Annotated in this window: 18 protein-coding genes and 1 tRNA gene; 9 read left to right on the forward strand and 10 right to left on the reverse strand. The window is 60.4% G+C overall.

From position 1 onward, the window contains the following. Positions 1-329 precede the first annotated feature (329 nt). The 3 genes from BLLJ_RS11270 to serS all read right to left on the reverse strand — a co-directional run bounded on the left by BLLJ_RS11270 (position 330) and on the right by serS (position 2,266). Complete coding sequence (locus BLLJ_RS11270; protein ID WP_007056725.1) at positions 330-485, reverse strand: hypothetical protein; 156 nt, start codon at positions 483-485, stop codon at positions 330-332. Between the two features lie 230 nt (positions 486-715). Beyond that, positions 716-800: transfer RNA gene (locus BLLJ_RS08390), tRNA-Ser, on the reverse strand. Between the two features lie 179 nt (positions 801-979). Beyond that, positions 980-2,266 (reverse strand): serine--tRNA ligase, encoded by a 1,287-nt coding sequence (gene serS / locus BLLJ_RS08395; RefSeq protein ID WP_007052327.1) that lies wholly within the window; start codon positions 2,264-2,266, stop codon positions 980-982. Between the two features lie 233 nt (positions 2,267-2,499). Between serS and BLLJ_RS08400 the strand changes: the two genes are divergently transcribed. Further along, the gene (locus tag BLLJ_RS08400) at positions 2,500-3,681 is read left to right on the forward strand and encodes a diacylglycerol/lipid kinase family protein (RefSeq protein WP_007053825.1); all 1,182 of its coding nucleotides are present in this window, start codon (positions 2,500-2,502) and stop codon (positions 3,679-3,681) included. 4 nt (positions 3,682-3,685) lie between these two features. Here BLLJ_RS08400 and BLLJ_RS08405 read toward each other — a convergent pair whose 3' ends face one another. Beyond that, positions 3,686-4,525: a PRD domain-containing protein gene (locus BLLJ_RS08405; protein WP_008782955.1), complete on the reverse strand. Its 840-nt coding sequence runs from the start codon at positions 4,523-4,525 to the stop codon at positions 3,686-3,688. Between the two features lie 17 nt (positions 4,526-4,542). Next, positions 4,543-6,954, reverse strand: coding sequence for a glucose PTS transporter subunit IIA (locus BLLJ_RS08410; RefSeq protein WP_013582918.1), 2,412 nt, complete (start codon positions 6,952-6,954; stop codon positions 4,543-4,545). A gap of 486 nt (positions 6,955-7,440) precedes the next feature. Between BLLJ_RS08410 and BLLJ_RS08415 the strand changes: the two genes are divergently transcribed. The 3 genes from BLLJ_RS08415 (at position 7,441) to BLLJ_RS08425 (ending at position 12,648) form a co-directional block, all read left to right on the forward strand. Beyond that, a complete protein-coding gene (locus BLLJ_RS08415) occupies positions 7,441-8,994 on the forward strand; it encodes a sugar porter family MFS transporter (RefSeq protein ID WP_016507738.1) in 1,554 nt (517 codons plus the stop codon). An 87-nt stretch (positions 8,995-9,081) separates the two neighbouring features. Then, positions 9,082-10,758, forward strand: a complete 1,677-nt coding sequence (gene pgm / locus BLLJ_RS08420; RefSeq protein ID WP_007052321.1) for a phosphoglucomutase (alpha-D-glucose-1,6-bisphosphate-dependent) — start codon at positions 9,082-9,084, stop codon at positions 10,756-10,758. Between the two features lie 618 nt (positions 10,759-11,376). Further along, on the forward strand, positions 11,377-12,648 hold the full coding sequence (locus BLLJ_RS08425; RefSeq protein ID WP_008783747.1) for an IS30-like element ISBlo4 family transposase: 1,272 nt from the start codon (positions 11,377-11,379) through the stop codon (positions 12,646-12,648). Between the two features lie 224 nt (positions 12,649-12,872). Here the strand turns inward: BLLJ_RS08425 and BLLJ_RS08430 are convergent, their stop codons facing one another. Next, positions 12,873-13,970, reverse strand: a complete 1,098-nt coding sequence (locus tag BLLJ_RS08430; protein WP_013582920.1) for a hypothetical protein — start codon at positions 13,968-13,970, stop codon at positions 12,873-12,875. 230 nt (positions 13,971-14,200) lie between these two features. Between BLLJ_RS08430 and BLLJ_RS08435 the strand changes: the two genes are divergently transcribed. Both BLLJ_RS08435 and BLLJ_RS08440 read left to right on the forward strand, forming a co-directional pair. After that, positions 14,201-14,623, forward strand: a complete 423-nt coding sequence (locus tag BLLJ_RS08435) for an RrF2 family transcriptional regulator (RefSeq protein ID WP_007052318.1) — start codon at positions 14,201-14,203, stop codon at positions 14,621-14,623. Positions 14,624-14,756: 133 nt separating this feature from the next. Continuing rightward, positions 14,757-16,373 carry an FAD-dependent oxidoreductase gene (locus tag BLLJ_RS08440; protein ID WP_007055323.1) on the forward strand — a complete coding sequence of 539 codons (1,617 nt, stop codon included), beginning with the start codon at positions 14,757-14,759 and terminating at the stop codon, positions 16,371-16,373. Between the two features lie 158 nt (positions 16,374-16,531). Here BLLJ_RS08440 and BLLJ_RS11275 read toward each other — a convergent pair whose 3' ends face one another. Then, the gene (locus BLLJ_RS11275; protein ID WP_007056739.1) at positions 16,532-16,684 is read right to left on the reverse strand and encodes a hypothetical protein; all 153 of its coding nucleotides are present in this window, start codon (positions 16,682-16,684) and stop codon (positions 16,532-16,534) included. Between the two features lie 375 nt (positions 16,685-17,059). Here BLLJ_RS11275 and BLLJ_RS08450 point away from each other — a divergent pair, with 375 nt between their 5' ends. Continuing rightward, the gene (locus BLLJ_RS08450) at positions 17,060-17,932 is read left to right on the forward strand and encodes a ribonuclease H family protein (protein ID WP_013582921.1); all 873 of its coding nucleotides are present in this window, start codon (positions 17,060-17,062) and stop codon (positions 17,930-17,932) included. A gap of 130 nt (positions 17,933-18,062) precedes the next feature. Next, complete coding sequence (gene rpiA, locus BLLJ_RS08455) at positions 18,063-18,761, forward strand: ribose-5-phosphate isomerase RpiA (RefSeq protein ID WP_007052314.1); 699 nt, start codon at positions 18,063-18,065, stop codon at positions 18,759-18,761. A 152-nt stretch (positions 18,762-18,913) separates the two neighbouring features. Here the strand turns inward: rpiA and BLLJ_RS10625 are convergent, their stop codons facing one another. After that, positions 18,914-19,003 carry a 30S ribosomal protein bS22 gene (locus BLLJ_RS10625; protein ID WP_004268639.1) on the reverse strand — a complete coding sequence of 30 codons (90 nt, stop codon included), beginning with the start codon at positions 19,001-19,003 and terminating at the stop codon, positions 18,914-18,916. Between the two features lie 191 nt (positions 19,004-19,194). Next, the gene (locus BLLJ_RS08460) at positions 19,195-19,827 is read right to left on the reverse strand and encodes a hypothetical protein (RefSeq protein ID WP_007052313.1); all 633 of its coding nucleotides are present in this window, start codon (positions 19,825-19,827) and stop codon (positions 19,195-19,197) included. 127 nt (positions 19,828-19,954) lie between these two features. On the opposite strand from BLLJ_RS08460, the gene BLLJ_RS08465 reads away from it, so the two are divergent. Continuing rightward, entirely contained in the window at positions 19,955-21,493 is a 1,539-nt protein-coding gene (locus BLLJ_RS08465; protein ID WP_007055359.1) for a DNA repair protein RadA, read from the forward strand. A 14-nt stretch (positions 21,494-21,507) separates the two neighbouring features. On the opposite strand, the gene ribF is transcribed toward BLLJ_RS08465, so the two are convergent. Next, a complete protein-coding gene (ribF, locus tag BLLJ_RS08470; protein ID WP_007055364.1) occupies positions 21,508-22,632 on the reverse strand; it encodes a bifunctional riboflavin kinase/FMN adenylyltransferase in 1,125 nt (374 codons plus the stop codon). Positions 22,633-22,668: the final 36 nt, after the last annotated feature.

Consider the following 22,668-nt stretch of genomic DNA (forward strand, 5'->3'; position numbering starts at 1 on the left):
ATCATCTCAGTGTGATGACTGATTACTAATGTATGCCCTCATTCTTTTATTGTCAACTTAGCTAACAATTACCGCGCGTCCCGTTGAGGCGAGTAGCATTAAACCGGTTCGATGCTCGATTGTGCGAGTTTGTTCATTTCATTAACTCCCCTTACAAAGCAACGTACTTTTGGTCCACCGGTAGGCCTAATGAGATATTGGATAGCGGCAACAATCCAAGACGTTAGCTTGCAATCGTCCACCGCAAATTGCAAGCACTTGCCAACATTATCGGTTTTCAGGTCGCCGGCGCGATACCCGACCAGGGGGCACCGCACCTTAATGAGACGCTACACGAGCAGTCTCAGCAACTGGTAGAGCTGCCACAGGCTACGCACGTTGAAGTGCGTGCCGTCAACCGTGGCGTTCGCCTCGCCATCGCCCATATGGACGATCACGGTGCGCCCGTTCACGGTCAGACTACCGTGCATCGTGATATGATTCATCTTGCAACCTTGTTGATTAAAGGCGCAAGCCGGTAATCAACGCAAAGGCCCGATGCTGCAAACGTCGGGCCTTTTCTTATCGGCTCACGCCGATCGGCCCGTCATATCAACGGGGACACCGCATGTTACGGCATCACAAACCAATATATCAGCACCCCGGCGGCAATCAAGAAGACAGGTTCCAGAAAAAGAAAAAAAGGGCCTGGGCATGTTGCCCAGGCCTCGGTTCGCGGACAGGGCGAGATTCGAACTCGCGGAGGGTTGCCCCTCAACGGTTTTCAAGACCGTCTCTTTAGGCCGCTCAGACACCTGTCCTGATGCGCGTTCACACGCGCAAGTATTCATTATACAGAAGGGAGGGATGTTGATATTCGGCAGTGCGGTCGGTCTTGGATTCGCCTGCTGGCTATCAGCGATCTCTCCCTCAGTAATCTCTCCCTCAGTCAGCTACGCTGACAGCTCCCTCATCAGAGGGAGCTAAAGCACGATGAGACTCAGGCCTCCCACTTCGTGGGCTCGATAACTTCCTTGCCGCCCATGTAGGCGCGCATGGCCTTCGGGATCTCGATGGAGCCGTCCTTCTGCTGGTGGTTCTCCATGATAGCGACCAGCCAACGGGTGGTGGCCAACGTGCCGTTCAGGGTGGAGACCGGGCGGGTGCCGCCGTCTTCCATACGCTCGCGGATGTTCAGGCGGCGAGCCTGGTACTCGGTGCAGTTCGAGGTGGAGGTGAGCTCGCGGTAACGGCCCTGGGTCGGCACCCAAGCCTCGCAGTCGAACTTACGGGCGGCGGAGGAACCGAGGTCGCCGGCGGCGGTATCGATGATGCGGTAGGGCACCTCGACCTTGGCGAGCATCTCCTGTTCCATGGCCAGCAGGTGCTCGTGCTCCTTGTAGGAGTCCTCCTGCTTGGCGTAAACGAACATCTCCACCTTGTCGAACTGGTGGACGCGGATGATGCCGGAAGTATCCTTGCCTGCGGCACCGGCCTCGCGGCGGTAGCAGGAGGACCAACCGCAGTAGCGCAGCGGGCCGTTGCCGAGGTCGAGGATCTCGTTCTCGTGCATGCCGGCGAGCGCCACTTCGGAAGTGCCGACCAGGTACTGGTCATCGGGCTCGCGCAGACGGTAGATCTCGTCGGCGTGGGAGTTCAGGAAGCCGGTGCCGCGCATGACCTCGGGGCGCACGAGCGTCGGGGTGATGGCCAGCGTGAAGCCGTGCTCTTCGGCCTGGTCCACGGCCATGGTGAGCATGGCAATCTGCATGCGGGCCACCTGGCCACGCAGGAAATAGAAGCGGGAGCCGCCGACCTTGACGCCGCGGCGCATATCGATGCCGGCCACGCCGGTGCCGAGGGTCAGGTGGTCCTTGGGCTCGAAGCCTTCGGCCGCGAAGTCGCGAATCTGGCCAACCTTCTTGACGACCACGTAGTCATCCTCGCCGCCTTCGGGAGCTTCGGGCTCCACGATGTTGGAGAGCTTCCACATGGCGGTGGTGTATTCCTCGGCTGCGGAATCGGCCTTGGACTTGTATTCGGAGACCTTCTGGGACAGTTCCTTGGTTTCGGCGATGAGCTTGGCCTTCTCGTCCGCCGGGGCGGAGGCGACCTTCTTGCCGATTTCCTTCTGCTGGGCGCGAGCCTCTTCGAAGGCCTTCAGCGCCTCACGACGTGCGGTGTCGGAGGAGAGCACTTCGTCGACGAGCTCCACGGACTCGCCGCGCTTGCGCTGGGATTCCTTGACGATATCGGTGTGTTCACGGATGAATTGAATATCAAGCATGGGCACCAGACTAGCCGCGTAAGCAGACACCGACAATGGCCGAATGCGCGGGAGTCACGCGGAAATCACAGGGAAGCCCGGGAAAGTCCGCGGACGGGTCCACCCGGCCAATTTCGTCAGATGAGACGCGATTGAACCATAATCACGCCCCACGGGGCTGTTGCGTGCAGGAAATGTTCACGTACGGCGCACCATGGCCGCAAACGACCTCCCCACCGATAACAATAGGAGCCATGCCTCAGCCTGCCCTCACCGTGTTTCTGATCATCGCCGCAATCGCCATTGTGGTGGTGCTCATCGCCGTCATCGTCATCGCTCTGCGCGCGCAGCGCCGCCGCAAGCTGGCTCAGACGCTGGAGAAGCGCCGGGACGACGAGGTGCAGTACGCCTTCATCGTGAATCCGTCCAAACCGCAGGCCGAAGCCCGCAGGCTGCATATCCAGAGGTTCTGCGAGGCCAAGGGGCTCAATCGCATCCGCTTCTACGACACCCAGCTTGACAAGGACGGCAGGGTCTGCGCGCTTGAGGCGCTGGAGGACGGCGCCGACGTGGTGATCGCGGTCGGCGGCGACGGCACAGTGCGCACGGTGGCGAGCGCCGTCTCCGGCACCGGCCATGCGCTGGGCATCATCCCCATCGGCACCGGCAACCTGTTTGCCCGCAATATGGGCGTTCCCGTGGACGATATCGACGCCGCGCTGACCGTGGCCACCTCCCACGGCTCCCGCCTGGTGGACATGGGCCGTCTCACCCTGCTCGACCACCCGGAGGACGACCACGGCCACGCCTTCCTCATCATCGCCGGCATCGGCTTCGATGCGGCCATGATCGACGACACCAACCCCGAGCTCAAGGCGAACATCAGCTGGCTCGCCTACTTCGTGGGCGGCGTGAAGAACCTGTTCGCGCCGAAGTTCCGCGGCACGCTGACAGTCACCAGCGCCGACGGCTCGACCCACACCATCAAGAATCTCGATTTCCGCACGGTGATGGCCGGCAACTGCGGCCAGATTCCCATGTTCTCGCTGATGCCGGCGGCATCCTATGACGATGGTCTGCTGGACTTCGAAATCATCGACACCACCGGCGGCATCCTCGGCTGGGCCAACCTGTTCGGCGACGTGGTGCACCAGACGATCATCGGCAAGCCCGAACAGAACCCGCTGTCCACGAACTCGACCATCGAACAGGTTCAGGGCGTCAGTGCCGAAATCACATTGGAAAAGCCGGCCAAAGCGCAGGTGGACGGCGACATGCTACCGGAGACCAAACATATTCGTTTCTCAGTGGATCATCGCGCGCTGATCGTGCGCGTACCCGACGCCTCCGCGCTGGAAAAGACCGCACAGGCCGCTGCCTCAAACGCCACCTCGGATTTCGCCGAAATGACCGGCACGCTCGAGCCGATTCGCTGATCCGCTACGATGCGTGGCCGGTGACTCGGGCGACGTGCATTGCCAGATAGGCGGTTTCGTCGTCGCTGATATCCGTGTCGAGGCGCAGTTCGAGCAGGGAGGCGATGGTTCGCGCGCATCGTAGCGCGGCGGGATAGGACTCACGAATCACCTTCATCACCGGTGCCGGCTCATCCGTCAGTTGCTGGTGCTGGTGGATGCGTACGAACAGGTAACGCAGATGGGTGATGAACCTGCCCACATTCACGGAACTGCGGTCCAACGTGATGCCGTAGCTGTGGTCGATAATGTCAAGCAGTTGCTGGATCACGCCCGTCATCGTATACGTATAGGACAGGTCGCCGGTGGCGAAGCCGGCGTTGACCAGATGCATGGCAAGCGCGGTGGCCTCGCCGTCCGGCAGCGTGACGTCGAGCCGCGCATTGAGCGATGCGAGCATCGCACGCCCCTGCGCGTATTCCTGCGGGTACAGGTTGCTCACCTCGCCGAGCAGCGGGTAGGTAATGTCGATGCCGCGCCGCACCCGCTCCACCGCATTCGCCACGTGATCCGACAAGGCCATGACCAGCGTGGTGCTGCCGGTCTCACGCTCCCCCAGTCCGGCTTCCTGCATGGATTCGACGACCACGCGGATGATTTCGGGCGGAATGTCCGCCAGCATCTGCGCCAGATGGTCCGGGTCACGCCCGTCCGACGGCACGAAGGTGCGCACGACTTTCGACTCGTCGACCGTCTGCCCCGGCTTGGCCTGGAACCCCAGTCCACGGCCGGTGAGAATCACCTCACCGCCGTCGCCGCCTTTGGCGAGCACGACGTTGTTGTTGAACACTCGCAGTATTTCCATGGCATCCTTTCGCAACGTCATTGTTCCACATCGATGATCGGGCTGCCGGCTGATACGGTTTTGCAGTCACCGCCGTTGTTGTCGCCGCTACCGTCGCCGATCAACGGCGTGACCACGGTCAGTTCAGCGGCGTTGACCACCGTCACCACCACCACAACGCTGTGCCCGGCCGCCGCGACTTTGCCGAAATCCACGGTGGCCAGTGGCTCTCCCGCCGCGATCCGCTCGCCTTTAGCCACGACCACAGCGAATCCCTCGCCATCCATATCGACGGTGTCAATGCCGATATGAACCAGCACCTCGATGCCGCCATCGGTTTTAATGCCGAAGGCATGGCCGGTTCGGGCCACGGTTTTCAGCATGCCACTGACCGGTGCGAGCACGGCTGTCTCACCGGTCGTCTCCGGCACGACGCCTACACCCTCCCCCAGCGCGCGGGAGGCGAACACCGGATCGCCAGTCGCTTCCAGATTCATCAACCGGCCGGCGACCGGCGACAGGATGGCGTTGGAGTCAGGAGTCCGATCGGAGGCAGGCCGCGATGGGGAATCTTCCGCAGACTCCGCATCCGACGATGTCGCGCCAATCCCTCTCACCGCATCCTGCGAGCGTACGTTCTCGCCCGCCGAGACCATCTGCGCCTCCGTGGCGCGCGGCGGCGTACGGTACCCGAACAGCACCGTCAGCACCATCGCCATTACAAACGCAACGGCGATGGACAGCGCGTACACCCACATTCTGTCAAACACCGGAATCGTCAGCAACGAGGAGAAGGCGAACGCCGTAGTCGTGACGCCCCGGACCATCTGACCGGATGGCAGCACGGACGGGAACAGCCAGCCAAGCACCGCGCTGGTCACGCCGCCGGCCGCGCAGCCGGCGAGCAGCCAGCGGTAGACGCGGCGGTGATGCAGATGGATGCCGTACAGGCTCAGTTCCGAAACGCCACCCAGCAATCCCGCGAGCAACGCCCCCACCGCGGTCTGCCGCATGGCCGAATCCTTGCCGCGTACGGCCAGCACGAGCACGCCAGCGGTGGCACCGAAGCAGGCAAAGTTCCATACACCCATCGGACCTTGGACGAAATCGTAGCCGAGCGCCTGAATGTTCATCAGCATCAGGGCATTCAACGGCCAGTGCAGACCGAGCGGCACGAGAAACGGGTAGAGCATCGGGATGATGAGCGCGAATAGGAACGGCACGTGCGCGTTAAGCCATGCTGTGGCCGCTCCCAGCCCACCGCCGAGCCATATTCCCAGAGGCCCGATAACCAGTATGGTGAGCGCAAAAACGACGACCAGTGAGAGGAATGGCACGAACACCAGCTGTACGCTGTCGGGAATGACGCGCTTCAACCCGTGGTAGACCACGGCGAGCACGGCAGCCATGAGCAACGGCACGAAGACGTTGCCGCCGTAGTCGTTGAGTTGAATCGGTATGCCGAACGCCGACACGGTGCAGGTTTCGGTGCCGAATACGGCGTTGGCCGAGCATTGAATCGCCCCGGAGAGGGCGCTGGATACGGACGTCCCGGACATTCCGGACATCACGCCAGTAAACTGCGGGGTCATCAGCGCGGCCATAATCGCGCCGCCGAGCCAGGGGTCGACGTCCAGTTTCTTGGCCGCATTGTAGGCGATCATAATCGGCAGAACGGTGAACACACCCTCCCAAATCGCCTTGAGTAGTATCCAACCGGTGGACGTCTCGCCATCAGGCACAATGCCGAGTGCAACGATCACGTTGACGATGGCGATGACCAGCGAGGCACCGAGTAGCACGCCCAGAATCGGGCGGAACGAGTCGGACAGGTAGTCGAAAAACGCGGCAGCCCGGGCACGGGCGGCACTGCCCCACTCGCGGATGGTACGAGGCATGAAGTGACGGGATGTATTGGCTGGGCCGTGACTCTGCTCGGTGTCGGTATCGCGCAATGGTGCGACGTCGTCGGAAAGGTTCGGCGCGGACTGCGTAGGCTGCGTAGGCTGAGTGGATTGCGTTGACTGAGTGGATTGCGTTGACTGAGTGGATTGCGTTGACTGAGTGGATTGCGTTGACTGAGTGGATTGCGTTGACTGAGTGGATTGCGTTGACTGAGTGGATTGCGCGGACTGCGTTGGCCGCGACGCCGCCGATGGTAATTGCGTTGCCGGAGTCAATCGCGCTGCCTGCATCCGAACGATCTGCTCGTACACCGAGGCGACCGCTCCGCCGATGATGACCTGATAACGATTGCCGGTTCGCGGGAATGCGCCGAGGACTCCGGGGATGGATTCGAGACCGTGCTGGCTGACCTGGCCGGCGTCGTCCAGTTCGAAGTGCAGTCGCGTGGCGCAATGGGTCAGGTTGGTGATGTTCGCGGAGCCGCCGACGGCATCAACGATGCACGCCGCAATCACTGCAGGCGTTGCGTTCGATGCGTTCGCCACGGTTCCTCCTTGCTGCCGTATGCCACTGTGTTCCATTATCGGCGCTGGGTGCCCCAAAAGCACGGCAATGCCGGCAAAGCATCGCGAAACGGCAACTATGCGCTACGGTGCTCCGCGATAGCGTTCCGCTATGGTGTTCCGCCGCACCCGTTCTCCGTATTTGCCGCAGCGCCCATTCCGACTTCATTCCACCATGCAGAATCCTGCAATCGTTGTCAAAAATCATCGTTTTTTGCCGCCTATTCGGAGTGTCGCGACCGAGAAAGTCGTATCCTATCTTTCACACACGTTGCGTAGCAGGGTTGTTACTCAAAATGAGGCAAGACCTGGAGTGACGTGGAATTTGCGTATCGTAATATGCGAATTCCACGTTGTTCCAGGTCTTTTTTTGTTTTCGGGCGACTTCAGGCAATCGAAGCCTGACCTTGCATGCGGCAGAGGGGCCACGCGGCAGGCGCGGCCCGTCAACGGCGAAAGGACAAGGCAATGACGACGACAACGGCATCACCCGTATCGAAGCAGACGGCATCCGCGGCACAGGAGACCGGCGCAACCGGTGCAGCGGCCACCGCAATCGAAACCATCGAAACCGGCGTGGCCGGGGTGGCGGACGCGGCCACAAACGCGGCAGCAAACGCAATCGAGGACCTCGAAGCCGCCGAATCACGCGGCTTCTCCACGCGCTTCCCGCTCAACAGCGCATTCATCTTCACCTTCGGCGCGCTCGGCGGCATGCTGTTCGGTTTCGACACCGGCATCATCTCCGGCGCCTCCCCGCTTATCGAATCAGACTTCGGCCTGAGCGTCTCCCAGACCGGCTTCATCACCTCCTCGGTGCTGATCGGCTCGTGCGCAGGTGCGTTGTCGATCGGCGCACTGTCTGACCGGTTCGGCCGCAAGAAGCTGCTCATCGTCTCCGCGCTGCTGTTCCTGCTCGGCTCAGGCCTGTGCGCCTCCTCCACCGGATTCGCGATGATGGTGTGCGCCCGCATCATCCTGGGCCTCGCCGTCGGCGCGGCCTCCGCCCTGACCCCGGCGTACTTGGCCGAACTGGCGCCGAAGGAGCGTCGCGGCTCACTGTCCACGCTCTTCCAGCTCATGGTCACCTTCGGCATTCTGCTGGCCTACGCCTCCAACCTCGGATTCCTGAACCACAACCTCTTCGGCATCCGCGACTGGCGCTGGATGCTCGGTTCGGCGCTGGTGCCGGCCGCCTTGTTGCTGCTCGGCGGCCTGCTGCTGCCCGAATCCCCGCGTTATCTGGTGAACAAGGGCGACACCCGCAACGCCTTCAAAGTGCTTACGCTGATTCGCAAGGACGTGGATCAGACCCAGGTGCAGATTGAGCTGGACGAAATCAAGGCCGTGGCCGCACAGGACACCAAGGGTGGCGTGCGCGAACTGTTCCGTATCGCTCGTCCAGCGCTGGTGGCCGCCATTGGCATCATGCTGTTCCAGCAGCTCGTGGGCATCAACTCGGTGATCTACTTCCTGCCGCAGGTGTTCATCAAAGGCTTCGGCTTCCCTGAAGGCGACGCAATCTGGGTGTCGGTGGGCATCGGCGTGGTGAACTTCGTGAGCACCATCGTGGCCACGCTTATCATGGATCGTTTCCCGCGCAAGGGCGTGCTGATCTTCGGTTCCATCGTGATGACCGTTTCGCTCGCAGTGCTCGCCGTGATGAACTTCGTGGGCGACGTGGCCGTGCTGGCCGTGCCGACGATGATTCTCATCGCTTTCTATATCCTCGGCTTTGCGGTCTCGTGGGGCCCGATCGCCTGGGTGCTTATCGGCGAGATCTTCCCGCTGAGCGTGCGCGGCATCGGCTCCTCCTTCGGCTCGGCGGCGAACTGGCTGGGCAACTTCATCGTCTCCCAGTTCTTCCTCGTGCTGCTCGATGCGTTCGGCAACAATGTGGGCGGCCCGTTCGCGATTTTCGGCGTGTTTTCGGCCCTGTCCATCCCGTTCGTGATGCGCTTGGTGCCCGAGACCAACGGCAAGTCGCTGGAGGAAATCGAGGAGGAAATGACCAAGCGCTAGACAACCGGCACACGATTCGCACAAAAGTTGACAACTCTTAACATAATCGTACCCAACGTGGCGAAAAAACGTGGCAGAATAGGGAGCATGGTAGCAAACAATGCGGGTCAGCCCGCCACCCCAGCAGATCTGATCAATGTCGATGAGGTTATCGGCAAATACTATGACCTCGTCCCCGATCCCGAAGTCCCCGAGCAGCGTGTCATCTTCGGCACCTCCGGCCACCGCGGATCGTCCCTGAAGACCTCGTTCAACGAGGCCCACATCATCGCCATCTCCCAGGCCATCGCCGAATACCGCAAGAAGGCCGGCGTCACCGGCCCGCTGTACCTCGGCTCCGACACCCACGCGCTGTCCGGCCCGGCCAAGAAGACCGCCATCGAGGTGCTCGTCGCCAACGGCGTGCACGTGCGCGTCGATTCCCGTGACGACTTCGTGCCCACCCCGGTGGTCTCCCAGGCCATCCTGACCCACAACCGTGCGGCCGACGGCACCCAGCGCTTCGAGGGCGAGGGCCTCGCCGACGGCATCGTCGTCACGCCGTCCCACAACCCGCCCACCGACGGTGGCTTCAAGTACGACCCCGTCACCGGCGGCCCGGCTCCGGCCGAGACCACCAATGCCATCGCCGCTCGCGCCAACGAGCTGCTCGGCGACTTCAAGTCCATCAAGCGTGTGCCCTACGAGGAGGCCATCAAGTCCGAGTACGTCGAGGGCTTCGACTTCCGCGAGCACTACGTGGACGACCTGGAGAACGTCATCGACTTCGACGTGATCCGCAACTCCGGCGTGCGTCTGGGCATCGATCCGCTCGGCGGCGCTTCCGTGAACTACTGGCCGCTCATCAACGAGAAGTACGGCCTGAACATCGGCGTGGTGCGTCCTGAGGTCGACCCGACCTGGCGCTTCATGACCATCGACCACGACGGCAAGATCCGCATGGACCCGTCTTCCCCGTACGCCATGAAGGGCCTGGTCGACGAGCTCAACGCCGGCGCTTGGGACAAGTACGATCTGGTCGGCGGCACCGACCCGGACGCCGACCGTCACGGCATCGTCTGCCCGAACTGGGGCGTGATGAACCCGAACCACTACATCGCCGTGTGCGTGGAGTACCTGTTCGGCGGCAACCGTCCGGGCTGGCCTGAGGGCGCAGCCGTGGGCAAGACGCTGGTCTCCTCTTCCCTGATCGACCGCGTGGCCGCATCGATCAACGCGAAGGTCATCGAAGTGCCGGTGGGCTTCAAGTGGTTCGTGGACCCGCTGTTCAGCGGCGAAGTCGCCTTCGGCGGCGAGGAGAGCTCCGGCATGAGCTTCCTGCGCAAGGACGGCCGCGTGTGGACCACCGATAAGGATGGTCTGATCCCCGACCTGCTGGCCGCCGAGATCACCGCCAAGACCGGCAAGAACCCGGCCCAGCTTCACCAGGAGCAGGTCGAGCGCTTCGGCGAGTCTTGGTACAAGCGCGTCGACACCCCGACCACGCTGGAGCAGAAGGCCAAGTTCGCCAAGCTGACCGGTGATGATGTGGCCGCCACGCAGCTGGCTGGCGAAGACATCACCGCCAAGCTGACCGAGGCACCGGGCAACCACGCCAAGATCGGCGGTCTGAAGGTCACCACCAAGGACAACTGGTTCGCCGCCCGCCCCTCCGGCACCGAGAACATCTACAAGGTGTACGCCGAGTCTTTCGTCTCCCCCGAGGCTCTGGACAAGGTGCTCGACGAGGCCACCGTCGTGGTAGACAAGGCCCTGAGCGAGTGAAATCGCTGCGTTAGTCGCGTTCACCGCAACTAATAAGGCTCTGCATTGGATTCATACAATCCACTGCAGAGCTTTTTTAGCGCATATGCAGTTCGCGACCACTGAAACACGCAGGTCAACGGTTCTCCTCATGCACCGTGACTGCATTTTCTCAACATCACTGCAGGGCAGGACGGCCAGATGACCGCGAAACGTTCGCCTGCCTACCATCATCATTGTGGGGTCACAGCGGCCAGATGACCGCCGAAGCGTTCGGTCGGCTTGCATCATGGTCGAGTTTTAACATCGTTGTGGGACGCCACGACGAATTTGCCCATTCCAGAGTTGCCATCCCACAAAAGCGTGGGACAACAGCTAAGTCAATCGTTTTACATTTTCCCCCATCCCACACACTCAAACTGGAAACCCCGGAAAGACGCCATTCCTGCCACACCCGTCACAGCCATTACCCGAGGGGCCGTGGGACGCCACGCAAAAATCGGCAAAACACGCGTAGCGTCCCACACCCATTGGCGCAAATCCACGCCCAATGCACCGCCCCCCCCCCCAATCGACCACTATGACACAGGCGGGTTCTAGTGATCGTTGCAACACCTGACCTACCGCAAGGAGGGTCAGGTGACCAGAAGCCACCGAAACGAAGACCGTGGCGGGGAACACCGTTGGACGTTCAACGGCGTCGAATATCCGACGAGGAAGCTGATGTGCGAGGCGAGACGCGCCGAGTACGTGCGCCTGCTGGACGAGGAAGGCATGAACTTCACCCAGGCCGCGCACGCGGTCGGCGTCTCGAAACGCACCGGCAAGGCGTGGCGCAACGGCAGGACGCGCGCCACGGGAAGGAACGAGAAACCCCTGGTGGACTGGTATCGTTCCACCATGGACAAACCCAAGACCCTCCATCCGCGCTACCTGAGCCAGGAGGAGCGCATCCAGATCGCGGACCGTCTGCGTCTGGGCGATTCGATCCGCGCCATCGCCCGCCTGCTGGGCCGCGACCCCGGCACGGTCAGCCGCGAGGTCGAGCGCAACAGGAATCCCGAGTCCGGCGGTTACGAGCCTTACCGCGCCCAGCAGAAGGCCGCGGACCGGCTCAAACGCCCCAAACCGCGCAAGGCGGCCGAGGGCACGCGACTGTGGGACGAGATCGCCGCCGGGTTGCGCAGGCATTGGAGCCCGGAGCAGATAGCCAACCGGCTGAGGCTGGACTTCCCGGATAATGGGGATATGCACGCGAGCGTCGAGACGATCTACCAGGCCATCTACCTGCAGGCCAGGGGCGAACTCAAGCAGGAGCTGAAACGCGCCATGAGGCAGGGGCGAACCGCCCGCAGACCCCAAGGCGGCCAAGGCCGCAAACCCCGTTTCCGCGAACCCATGGCCATGATCTCGGAGCGACCCCCGGAGATCGAGGACCGGGCGGTCCCGGGCCACTGGGAGGGCGATCTCATCACCGGCAGCCGCAACAAAAGCGCCATCGGCACGCTCGTCGAGCGCACCACCAGGTTCACGATCCTGCTGCACCTGCCCGACGGGCACGACGCCGAACACGTCCAGCAGGCCATCATCGACAAGATGCAGCACCTGCCCAAACTCCTGCGCAACAGCCTGACCTGGGACCAGGGAGCGGAACTCGCCCTGCACAAACGGATCGGCGCCTCGCTGGACATGGCCGTCTACTTCTGCGACCCGCACTCCCCGTGGCAGCGCGGCACCAACGAGAACACCAACGGGCTCCTGCGCCAGTACTTCCCCAAAGGCACCGACCTATCCGTCTACCCGGAGGACTACCTCGACGCGGTCGCCGAGGAACTCAACGACCGGCCACGCAAAACCCTCGGGTTCATGAAACCAAGCGAGAAGATCATCGAACTGCTCGACGCCGCGTGATAACCTCAACAACCGACAACGTGACCATGGAAGGCCGCTCAAACCTCAGGTGTTGCAACCACCACTAGAATCTGCCACATTTCCCTCCACAATCGAACACTAGTCATTCACGAAATCCATCACTACGAGGCATCGCAATCGAACGGCATGCAATATCAAGCACACACCACAACAACAGGTCGTACAAATATTGCCTTTACATCAGTCCATTTCGGACATTATGGTCACAGCAGGCTCTGCGACAACTCTTCAAGAGACATGGCAACTACATGAAACTCGAATACGGCACCGCGCGAAGCAAGCGCCCTCGCCACGTTGAAAGCGAATTCAGCACGAGCGTCCTCGTTAGCGATACTTGCCGCCGTGGCGACGAAGACCAGCCATCTCCGCCCGACCAGCACACCCCTTTTCTCTTGGTCACGGCGCCATTGAGCCTTACTCGTACGATGATGATCGCCATCATATTCAACAGCGACCTTGAACTCTGGCCACGCTAAGTCCAACGTTATGGGAGCTCCAGATGCAAAAGCCGCATCCGGCACCACATAGTTCGCAACCGGCTGTGGAATCCCATGCGCTACCAGAGAGAGTCGTTCTTCTGATTCTTTGGGCGAATCAGCACCAGGTGATATCAGCGGCAATGCTCGAACGCAGGACGGGCGCCCTCTGAATCGGGTAAATCGCTCCACGAACTTCACCAGATCCTGATAGATTGCAGCAGCATCACGATCCTTGGCCAATACTGGCTGTTTGCTCGTAGCAGCGATGACGGCATCCCCGAGCACAATCAGGGACTCAAAAGAAACATACGGGGCAAGTTGGGCCCATACGTGAAACAGGTCCAGCGCAAACACGTGTTGGTTCATTTCCACATTGGCGGCTTTAGCCGCATGTTTCCAAATATGCGTTTGCAGTGGTGCATGGCGTGTACGAAACCGCTTGCTCTTAACGCTGGATACAGTGTGCAGCTTGGCCGAGTCGAGGTCGCAATCGGCGGGAATCGGTACGGATTGCAGAGCGAGGGAAGTGGTCATGCCGAAAAGCAGCTTCTTGCCCGCCCGTTTCGCTTCCTCAGTGCAGCGTGCGACCATGTCGCGTCTGCGCTGGGCGAGGCTTTCGCTCATGGTCGGTGTCGCTGCAGAATCATGTGCACCACTGTTCGGCGATGACGAGTCGCGAGAAGTCGGGTATTTCGAGTCAGTAGAAAATGACCCCGCAAATTCAGGCGGAACAAAAACCGCCTCCGATTCTTCCGGAGGCTGATCGTATATAGAGCCTGGCAGAGCTCCATAGTTGGTGATGCCGTCGGTCATCCTGTTCATGACACCACCATATGGGTAGTGGGTGCGGAAACGGAAGCCGATCCGAGGTATGTGGTCCTAGCTTCACTTACGCACATTCATTGTGGATAACCATGTGGACACCTCACTTATACACATAGTCATCCACCTCTTCAACCCCGATTTGACACACTAACTGTATCTGATATGATTACAGTATCATAACTGTACACATCATAGTTACAGTATCGACTCGGTAAGGAGGTCGTTTCATGAACGGCGACCATTCACTGGCAGTGCACGCATTGGTCTACCTTGACCATCGCGCCACACACCTGCCCAGTCAGATCCTGGCCGAGAACATATGTACCAATGCGGCGCGCGTGCGCAAAGTAATGCGACCGCTCGCCTCAGCCGGACTCATCGCCACTAAAGAGGGTGCTGAAGGCGGGTACGCTCTGGCCCGGCCCGCCGCCGAAATCACTTTGCGCGCGGTAGCGGAAGCCACCGGCACCACTTTTGTGAAAGTGAACTGGACACCGGGCGACGTACACGAGGACTGTCTGGTGTCATCTTCAATGGGCGCAGTGATGAACGACATCTATGCCGGGCTCAACCGCACTTGCCTCGAACAACTCGAACACACCACCATCCACGACATCACCGAACAGATATTCAGCGAGCGCAAAGGCTAATAATCCCGCGCGTTTCCCCTAGCCAGCATCAGTCGATAACGCTTCGGCAGTCAAAGAAGAAAACAGACGCCGCACGGCACACAACACATCAGCACAACGCACTCTTATCACTCGAATACGTAAGGAAGTAACCATGTCCATCAGCACACCCAATGCCATCAGCACACCCAGCACCTCCCCCACTATCACCACCGACGCCCTGATCATTGGATTCGGCAAGGGCGGCAAAACCTTGGCTGCCAAGCTCAGTGCAGCCGGCCGCAAGGTCGTCGTCGCCGAGGCAAGCGCCGACATGTACGGCGGCACCTGCATCAATATCGGATGCTTGCCGTCCAAGTCACTGATTTTGTCCGCCGAACAGGCGCGGCGGGATGGCGCGAACAGTACTCCCGAAACCCGCGAAGCAGCGTTCGAGGCTGCTATCAAGGAGAAGCGCCGCGTCACTTCGATGCTGCGCGACAAGAACTATCACAAGCTCGCCGACCAAGACAACATCACCGTAATCACCGGCCGCGCTCACTTCACCGGCCCTCATAGCGTGGAAATCGCCACCGCTGAGGGCCCGGTCGCCGTGACCGCCAGCAAGATCTTCATCAATACCGGTGCCACGCCGCGCATTCCGGATATTCCCGGTATCCACACTACGCCCGGCGTCTACACCAGCACTGGACTGATGGATCTCGACGATATGCCGCAGCGACTGGTGATTATCGGTTCAGGATTCATTGGACTTGAGTTTGCCTCGATGTTTGCCGATTTCGGCACGGCGGTTACCGTGCTGCAGCACAATGCCGAGTTCCTGCCGCGCGAGGATGCGGATGTGGCGGCCGCGATTCGCGCACAGTTGGAAGCGCAGGGCGTCAAGTTCCTGTTCAACGCGGATACCAAGGCCATCGCGCCTGCTGCTGACGGCGGCGTCAGGTTGTCCGTTGCGGTGAAGGGTATGACTCGCGGCGCATCGCAAGCTTGCGATTCCACCCCCGCCGGCACCGGGAACGCTCATACCGATATCACCGGCGCCACCGACACTACAACAACCACCAGCCCCACTAGCAACCCGACCGATCACGCCACGATGTCACACGTTCAAACGAAACCATCAGACGATGGCGAGCCGCGGTTCGCCGAGCCGGCTGAAGCCCGATTCTGCCTGACCACCGACGCGGTACTGGTGGCCACCGGACGTACGCCGAACGTCGAGGGACTGCATCTTGAGGCAGCTGGCGTGGAGCTCACCGAACGCGGTGCCGTGAAAGTCGACGAGCTTCTGCGCACCACAGCAGCCGACATTTGGGCTCTGGGCGATGTGAACGGCGGCCCGCAGCACACGTACATTTCGCTGGATGACTATCGCGTGGTGTGGTCGCAGCTCAATGGTTCCGACCGTCCGTACACGGTGAAGGACCGCAAGCATGTGCCGTCGAGCACATTCCTCGCCACGCCTTACTCGCGCGTGGGATTGAATGAGCGCGAGGCGAAGGCGGCTGGATTGGATTATGTGGTCAAGCGATTGCCGGTGGCCGCTGTGCCGAAGGCCCAGGTAATGCGGCGACCGGATGGTCTGATGAAGGCGATTGTGGAACGCAATACTGGCCGCATTCTGGGTGCGATGCTGCTTTCCGTCGAGTCGCACGAGGTGATCAATATCGTCAAGTTGGCGATGGATCTTGACGCGCCGGCCAGCACGTTGCGCGATATGGTGTTCACGCATCCGACGATTGCCGAGGCACTGAACGACTTGTTCGCGTAGTTTGTTCGCATAGCACGCCCGCGCAGCATGACCCGCGTAGCGCAGCCCGCAACAGACTCCCCTAATGCGCGCGAAGGTCCTCATCGACGTAAACCGATGAGGACCTTCGCGCTGTCGTCATGATCCGTACGTGACAGCAATCACGTCCGAACCAGCCGTTACTTCAAGCCGAGCTTACGGTCCAGAATGTCGGAGGCATCCAATCCTAAGCGGCGTCGGATGAACCAGCCAAGACCGAGCGGCAGGCCGGGAGCCAAGGCCATGCCGCCTGGACCGAGTGCCACGGTTTTGGAGTTGCCTGCGATAAGCATGGTGCCCTTGGATGCGGCCGTGGAGGTCGAACCATCGCTGTCCGCCTCTGGTTTGAGGATTTCGATGTTGCCGTCACTGGTTTTGTACAGTCCCTTATTCTCATTCCAGATACCGGATGCGCCATTGTTGCCGGCCTCACCCGCAGAGAGGAAATGTCTTGTTTTTCTTGTGAGCGCTCACCTATTCACGCGCGATGGCATGTTTTTCAAGCAAAGTCAATAGGTGTGATGTTATTCACACTCTTCACTACGTTGTTTTGCCTCGCACTGGGCAACCCCACTTCAGCAAGAGATTGCACAGCTTGCGTTAGGGTGGAGAACATGACTATCACAGTATCCACAGATGGGTCCGCATTAGGGAATCCAAACGGGCCAATGGGCTGGGCCTGGGCCGATCATGAGCAGAACGCCGGCGGCAAGCCCGGCCATAAGCACGACGACCATGGTTATGATGCGGGCGGCGCGACCAACGGCACCAATCAGATTGGTGAGCTGTGCGCAGTGCTGGAAGCTTTGCGAGCGCACCCGGGCCCTGAGCCATTGCTCATCGAATCGGATTCGCAGTACGCCATCAATTGCTCGACCAAGTGGGTCAAAGGCTGGAAGAAGAACGGCTGGAAAAATTCGCAGAAAAAGCCTGTGAAGAACAAAGAGCTTATTCAGGCGATCGACCGTGAGATCTCACAACGCCCTGGCCCGGTGGATTTCCGATGGGTCAAAGGTCACGCCGGCAACGAGGGCAATGAGTTGGTCGATGAACTGGCACGCACCTATGCGGGCGATTGCCGTTCGGGTGCGCGCGACGGCTATCTACCGATTGAAGGCTGGCAGTCGCTGCTGGGCTCCGAATACGCACATGGCACCGATGTGCCTCCAGACGTGCAATTGGTATTGGACGGCAAAGCGGATGCGGCAAGTTTGCGCAAGCCGGCTGCGGCGACGGATCAGACGGATGCCGCAAGGCCGGAGACCAAGTCTTCGTCACCCTTAGCGGCACAATCAACGCAACCTGTACAATCAACGCAACCTGTACAATCAACGCAACCTGTACAATCAACGCAACCTGTACCCCCCGCAAAGCCCAGCGGGCTGACGGTATCCGGTACGCTGACCTTCTCCCCCGCGCCGAAAACGAGCCCGTATTTCAACGGGCAGCCGATGCCGATCAAAGGCAGCATCGAAATCGAAGGCTATGTGGACGGCGACGGCAACCTGACCATCACCAACGCACCATTCGTACGACACTGACACCCAAACACACGAATATGTACCGCAATCGGACACGATGACACAAAATCGCTCATTCGCGTTAGGATAGGAGATAAGGCTTCACGCCGTTGATCCATGCGGCGGAGGCAAGGATGGCAAAGGAGAAACCATGGATAAGGCACAGCAGGATGCGCTGAAGAAGGCGGCCGGCATCGAAGCCGCCAAGCTCGTTGAAAACGGCATGATCGCAGGCCTCGGCACTGGTTCGACCGTGAAGTTCCTGGTGGACGAGCTCGGCCGCCGTCATCAGGAGGAAGGTCTTGAGTTCACTGGCGTGACCACGTCTCGCCGCACGCAGGCCCAGGCCGAGAGCTACGGCATCAAGATCGTGGACATCGACGACGTGGACCACATCGACGTGACCATTGACGGCGCCGACGAAGTCGACAAGAACTTCAACGGCATCAAGGGCGGCGGCGCTGCTCTGCTGTGGGAGAAGATCGTGGCCACCAACTCCAACCAGATCGTGTGGATCGTGGACGAGTCCAAGGTTGTGGACACCATCGGCAAGTTCCCGCTGCCGGTCGAGGTCATTCCGTTCGGTGCCGGCCAAGTCATCAAGAAGTTCGAGGCCCGCGGCTACAAGCCGGTGCTTCGTCTTGACGCCGACGGCAAGGAAGTGCGCACCGACGAGAACAACTTCGTGGTGGACCTGCACCTGGAGCGCATCGATCACCCGCAGGAGCTGGCCGAAGACCTCATCAACACGGTCGGCGTGGTGGAGCACGGCCTGTTCCTCAACATGGTCGACAAGGTCATCGTCGGCGACCCGAACGGCCCGCGCGTGATGACCAACGCCAACAAGTGATCGTCTCACACCACTAAGCTTTTCCAAGCCCGCATCTGCACATCGCAGGTGCGGGCTTTACTGTTGCCCGAACAAGGCAAAGAGCCAAGCAAAAGAGAAACCCCGCGACCATAACGATCACGGGGTTTCTAATGCCTTGATTGCAGGTAAGACTACTTACGCTGGTGGCGGGTCTTACGCAGCAGTTTGCGGTGCTTCTTCTTGCTCATCCGCTTGCGGCGCTTCTTGATGACAGAACCCATCTGAAGCCTCCATTTCGATTAATCGTAAAAGTTGCAACTCGCACCATAATACACGTGTTGCCAGACAGAGGAAACCAGTATGTTGTCGATAGTCCGCATATGCCCTGAACGCAGTTGGGGCATCCACATCAGCAATGTGGATGCCCCAACGTTCATAAGTTTGTGCAGCAGCTGACAGCCGATACTAGATACTACATCGGGAACTTCTGGTAGAAGCGATCGACCGCTTCCTTGGTGCCGGTAGCTTGGAAGACCACGGTATCGTTCTGCCAGATGGCAACGGCGTTCTTGCTGTTGGAGGCATCGGCCTTCACCACGTACGCGCCCGTGACGTTGCCGGAAACCTTGACGTTGCCGGATGCCGACTCATCGCCGGTCTGCGCAGCGACCAACGCATCGTACTGGGTCTTGGCATTGTCCGCCGACGACCACTGCGCGGCGACCAGCGTGACATCCTTGGCGGCATCACCAGTGGAGTAGGTCAGAGTGTACTCCTCGAGCGGCGACGCGGAATTCCACGTCGTGGAGGCATCCGCCTTGGTACGCGCGTAATTCAGCACGCTGCCCGGCATGGCCTTCAACAGCTCACTGGCATCATCCGGCAAAGCTGTGGCGTCGATGGTCGGCTTGGTCGGCTCGGATGATTCGGTTTTCTGCTGGCTGTTTTGGGTGGTAGTGGAGGTGCCATCATTCTTCTGGATGGCCCAACCCGGCCACACAAAGGCCGAAAGCACTGCCAGGATAATCACAACAGCTGCGGCAACCACCACTGCAATCAACTTGCCATGGGATTGCGTGGTCGAGGAGTTCTCACTATTAGTCATGCCCCGATTCTCTCACAGCCGCGTGACGCTAGGCGGCCGTAATTTTAGTCGTTGTGCGCAAGCCGCGTGAAACTCTTGTGAACGGTAAAAATTTACCGTCCGCTGGTGTTTGGGTTAGGGTGAGACCATGGCGAAATCAAGTGTGCAGTATGTATGTTCCGAATGCGGTTGGAACGGGCCGAAGTGGTACGGCCGTTGCCCCGAGTGTGGTCAGTGGGGCACGGTCGAGGAATTTCACGAGGCTCGGCCGGCGGCAGGCTCTCGCACGGCCGCTCCCGGCCGAACATCACGCACGCAGTCGGTTACGGTTGCCAACAACGCCAGATCTGCAGCCCGTCCGATTACCGAAGTGGGCACGGAAAGCGTCGAGCGGCTCGGTACCGGGTTTTCCGAATTCGACCGTGTGCTCGGCGGTGGCGTGGTGCCGGGTTCAGTAACGCTGATAGCGGGCGAACCGGGTATCGGCAAGTCGACATTGCTGTTGCAGACGGCCGGCAATATCGCGCGCGTTGTGGCGGGAGACAGTACGTTCCGAGGGGCAGGTCAGCGGTCTGCCCAACAGTCGGGCCGGGCGCAGGGCAACGCATCGAACACGGTGCCGATGCGGGGCAACGCATCATCAACACACGCCAACACCGTGCTGTACATTTCCGGCGAGGAATCACAGGCGCAGGTTCGTTTGCGCGCTTCCCGCATCAATGCGGTGGAGCCGAACTTGTTACTGGCCTCCACCACCGACCTGTCCACAGTATTGGGGCTGATCGAACAGAACAAGCCGGCCTTGGCCATTGTGGATTCGGCGCAGACCATCGTCTCGCAGGAGGTCGATGGCATTTCCGGCGGTTCGACTCAGGTGCGCGAAGTGGCAAGCGCGCTGATAGATACCGCTAAGACACTTGACATTCCAGTATTTCTGGTTGGTCATGTGACCAAGGATGGTTCGATTGCAGGCCCGCGCACATTGGAGCATCTGGTCGATGTGGTCTGCCAATTCGAAGGCGACAGCGAGACTGCGCTGAGAATGCTGCGAGCGGTGAAGAATCGTTTTGGCCCGACCGATGAAGTCGGCTGTTTCGACATGAGCGGTGAAGGCATCGAAGAGGTCACCGATCCCGCCGGATTGTTCCTGTCTGGAGACGGCCCTGATGCGGCCAACGCGGCACCCGTGGAAGGCACCTGCGTGACGTTCACATTGGATGGGCATCGCAGTCTGCCTATCGAAGTACAGGCTCTGGTCACCACGTCGGTGCTGCCCACACCCCGTCGTGCGGTCAATGGCGTGGACCCCAGCCGTATCGCCATGCTGGTCGCGGTGCTCTACCGTCACAGCAAGCTCAACCTGCTGTCCAACGACCTGTATATCTCCACTATTGCCGGGGGCCAGGCCAAGGAGCCCGGTTCCGACTTGGCGATAGTGGCGGCACTGGCGAGCGCCGCCACGTCAAAACCCATTGCGCGAGCCACGTGCGCCATTGGTGAGATTTCCCTGACCGGTCAGGTGCGCCCGGTACCGCGTATGGAATATCGCCTTCGCGAGGCCGCACGCCTCGGCTTCACCACGGCGGTCATTCCGCCACTGCGCAAGCCGGTGCATGTCGAGGGACTTCAGCTGGTGGAGTCCAACACATTGTCCGACGCATTAGACGCCTTGGGAGTGCGTAAATAGCCCTGAGATATGCCTCAGGCGGTAAGACGCTTGGTCTCCTCGACGTTGCGCTTGAGTTCGTCGACGAGTTGGTCGGGGCCATCAAACTTGACCTGCGGGCGCAGGAAGCCGACGAATTCGACGCGAACCTTGTGGTCGTACAGGTCGATCCATTCTTCAGTGATGCAGTAGGCCTCCACCACACGTTCGTTGAGCCCTGTTTTCTCGCTGAAGGTGGGTTTGGTGCCAATGGAGATGGCGGCGGGCCAACGGTTTTCACCATCTACCAGCCAACCGGCATAGACGCCGTCGACCGGAATGTAGCCTGCAATGTCGGAGCCAAGATTGGCGGTGGGGAATCCGATGGTGCGGCCACGCTCCTCACCGTGCACCACTTCGCCCTCGATGGAGTGCGGAGCACCCAGAATGGCGTTGGCGTCCTGGATTCGGCCATGAGCCAGCAGGTAGCGCACATTGGTGGAGCTCCATGCGCGCATTGCCTTGGCCTGGTTCTTCTTGCTCCATGCGCGGCGCTCGGCCTTGGTGGCATTGGCCAGCGGGTCGACGGGCTCTCCCCATTCGCTCGGGGCTTCCGGCTTGAAATCGCGCGGAATACGCACTTCACCCGGGCCACGGTCATCGACCACATCAAGTTCGAATACACCGGTGGCGGCGGCAAGATTGGCGATATGCTTCACATCACCTTCTCGACCCTTGCCCATGGCGGCATCCTGCCCAAGGACCAACGTGCGCATACCCAGCTTGCCGGTGAGTCGGCCAAGGAAGAAAATGTATGACATAGCTGCGAAGGCCAGCGTGTAGTGCACCACCAGCACGTGGTCCACGCCGAACTGTTCCATGCGGTGCAGTCGATCATCCACACTGGTCAAGGCTTCGGCATCCACGTTCTGCACCGCGGGTTCTTCGCCATGGTGCGAGATGACCCAGCCGTGCACGAATGCGGGGCGCGGATCAAACAGAATCACCACGGAAAAAGCATCATGCTGGTGCGCGAGTTCCACCACACGCTTGATCACCGCCTGATGACCCAAGTGCATGCCATCAAATGCGCCCAATGTCACCACGGCCTTCTTATCGTTACTGAACGAGGGCCATTCAATCGAACCTTCGGCGTCAGGGGTCAGGTGCGTGATATCCATCAGTGTGCTGTTCCTTTTATCCGTGCGATGTTATTC

Origin of the sequence: Bifidobacterium longum subsp. longum JCM 1217 (genome assembly GCF_000196555.1) — a bacterium.
Taxonomy (GTDB): domain Bacteria; phylum Actinomycetota; class Actinomycetes; order Actinomycetales; family Bifidobacteriaceae; genus Bifidobacterium; species Bifidobacterium longum.

Bases quoted from the DNA above. Each gene is read 5' to 3' on its own strand.
- BLLJ_RS08460 (WP_007052313.1), bottom strand. From the start codon at position 19,827: ATGACTAATAGTGAGAACTCCTCGACCACGCAATCCCATGGCAAGTTG.
- BLLJ_RS08415 (WP_016507738.1), top strand. From the start codon at position 7,441: ATGACGACGACAACGGCATCACCCGTATCGAAGCAGACGGCATCCGCG.
- BLLJ_RS08405 (WP_008782955.1), bottom strand. From the start codon at position 4,525: ATGGAAATACTGCGAGTGTTCAACAACAACGTCGTGCTCGCCAAAGGC.
- BLLJ_RS10625 (WP_004268639.1), bottom strand. From the start codon at position 19,003: ATGGGTTCTGTCATCAAGAAGCGCCGCAAGCGGATGAGCAAGAAGAAG.
- BLLJ_RS08430 (WP_013582920.1), bottom strand. From the start codon at position 13,970: ATGAACAGGATGACCGACGGCATCACCAACTATGGAGCTCTGCCAGGC.
- ribF (WP_007055364.1), bottom strand. From the start codon at position 22,632: ATGGATATCACGCACCTGACCCCTGACGCCGAAGGTTCGATTGAATGG.
- serS (WP_007052327.1), bottom strand. From the start codon at position 2,266: ATGCTTGATATTCAATTCATCCGTGAACACACCGATATCGTCAAGGAA.
- BLLJ_RS08440 (WP_007055323.1), top strand. From the start codon at position 14,757: ATGTCCATCAGCACACCCAATGCCATCAGCACACCCAGCACCTCCCCC.
- BLLJ_RS08465 (WP_007055359.1), top strand. From the start codon at position 19,955: ATGGCGAAATCAAGTGTGCAGTATGTATGTTCCGAATGCGGTTGGAAC.
- BLLJ_RS08450 (WP_013582921.1), top strand. From the start codon at position 17,060: ATGGGCTGGGCCTGGGCCGATCATGAGCAGAACGCCGGCGGCAAGCCC.
- BLLJ_RS08400 (WP_007053825.1), top strand. From the start codon at position 2,500: ATGCCTCAGCCTGCCCTCACCGTGTTTCTGATCATCGCCGCAATCGCC.
- BLLJ_RS11275 (WP_007056739.1), bottom strand. From the start codon at position 16,684: ATGCTTATCGCAGGCAACTCCAAAACCGTGGCACTCGGTCCAGGCGGC.
- pgm (WP_007052321.1), top strand. From the start codon at position 9,082: ATGGTAGCAAACAATGCGGGTCAGCCCGCCACCCCAGCAGATCTGATC.
- rpiA (WP_007052314.1), top strand. From the start codon at position 18,063: ATGGATAAGGCACAGCAGGATGCGCTGAAGAAGGCGGCCGGCATCGAA.
- BLLJ_RS11270 (WP_007056725.1), bottom strand. From the start codon at position 485: ATGAATCATATCACGATGCACGGTAGTCTGACCGTGAACGGGCGCACC.
- BLLJ_RS08435 (WP_007052318.1), top strand. From the start codon at position 14,201: ATGAACGGCGACCATTCACTGGCAGTGCACGCATTGGTCTACCTTGAC.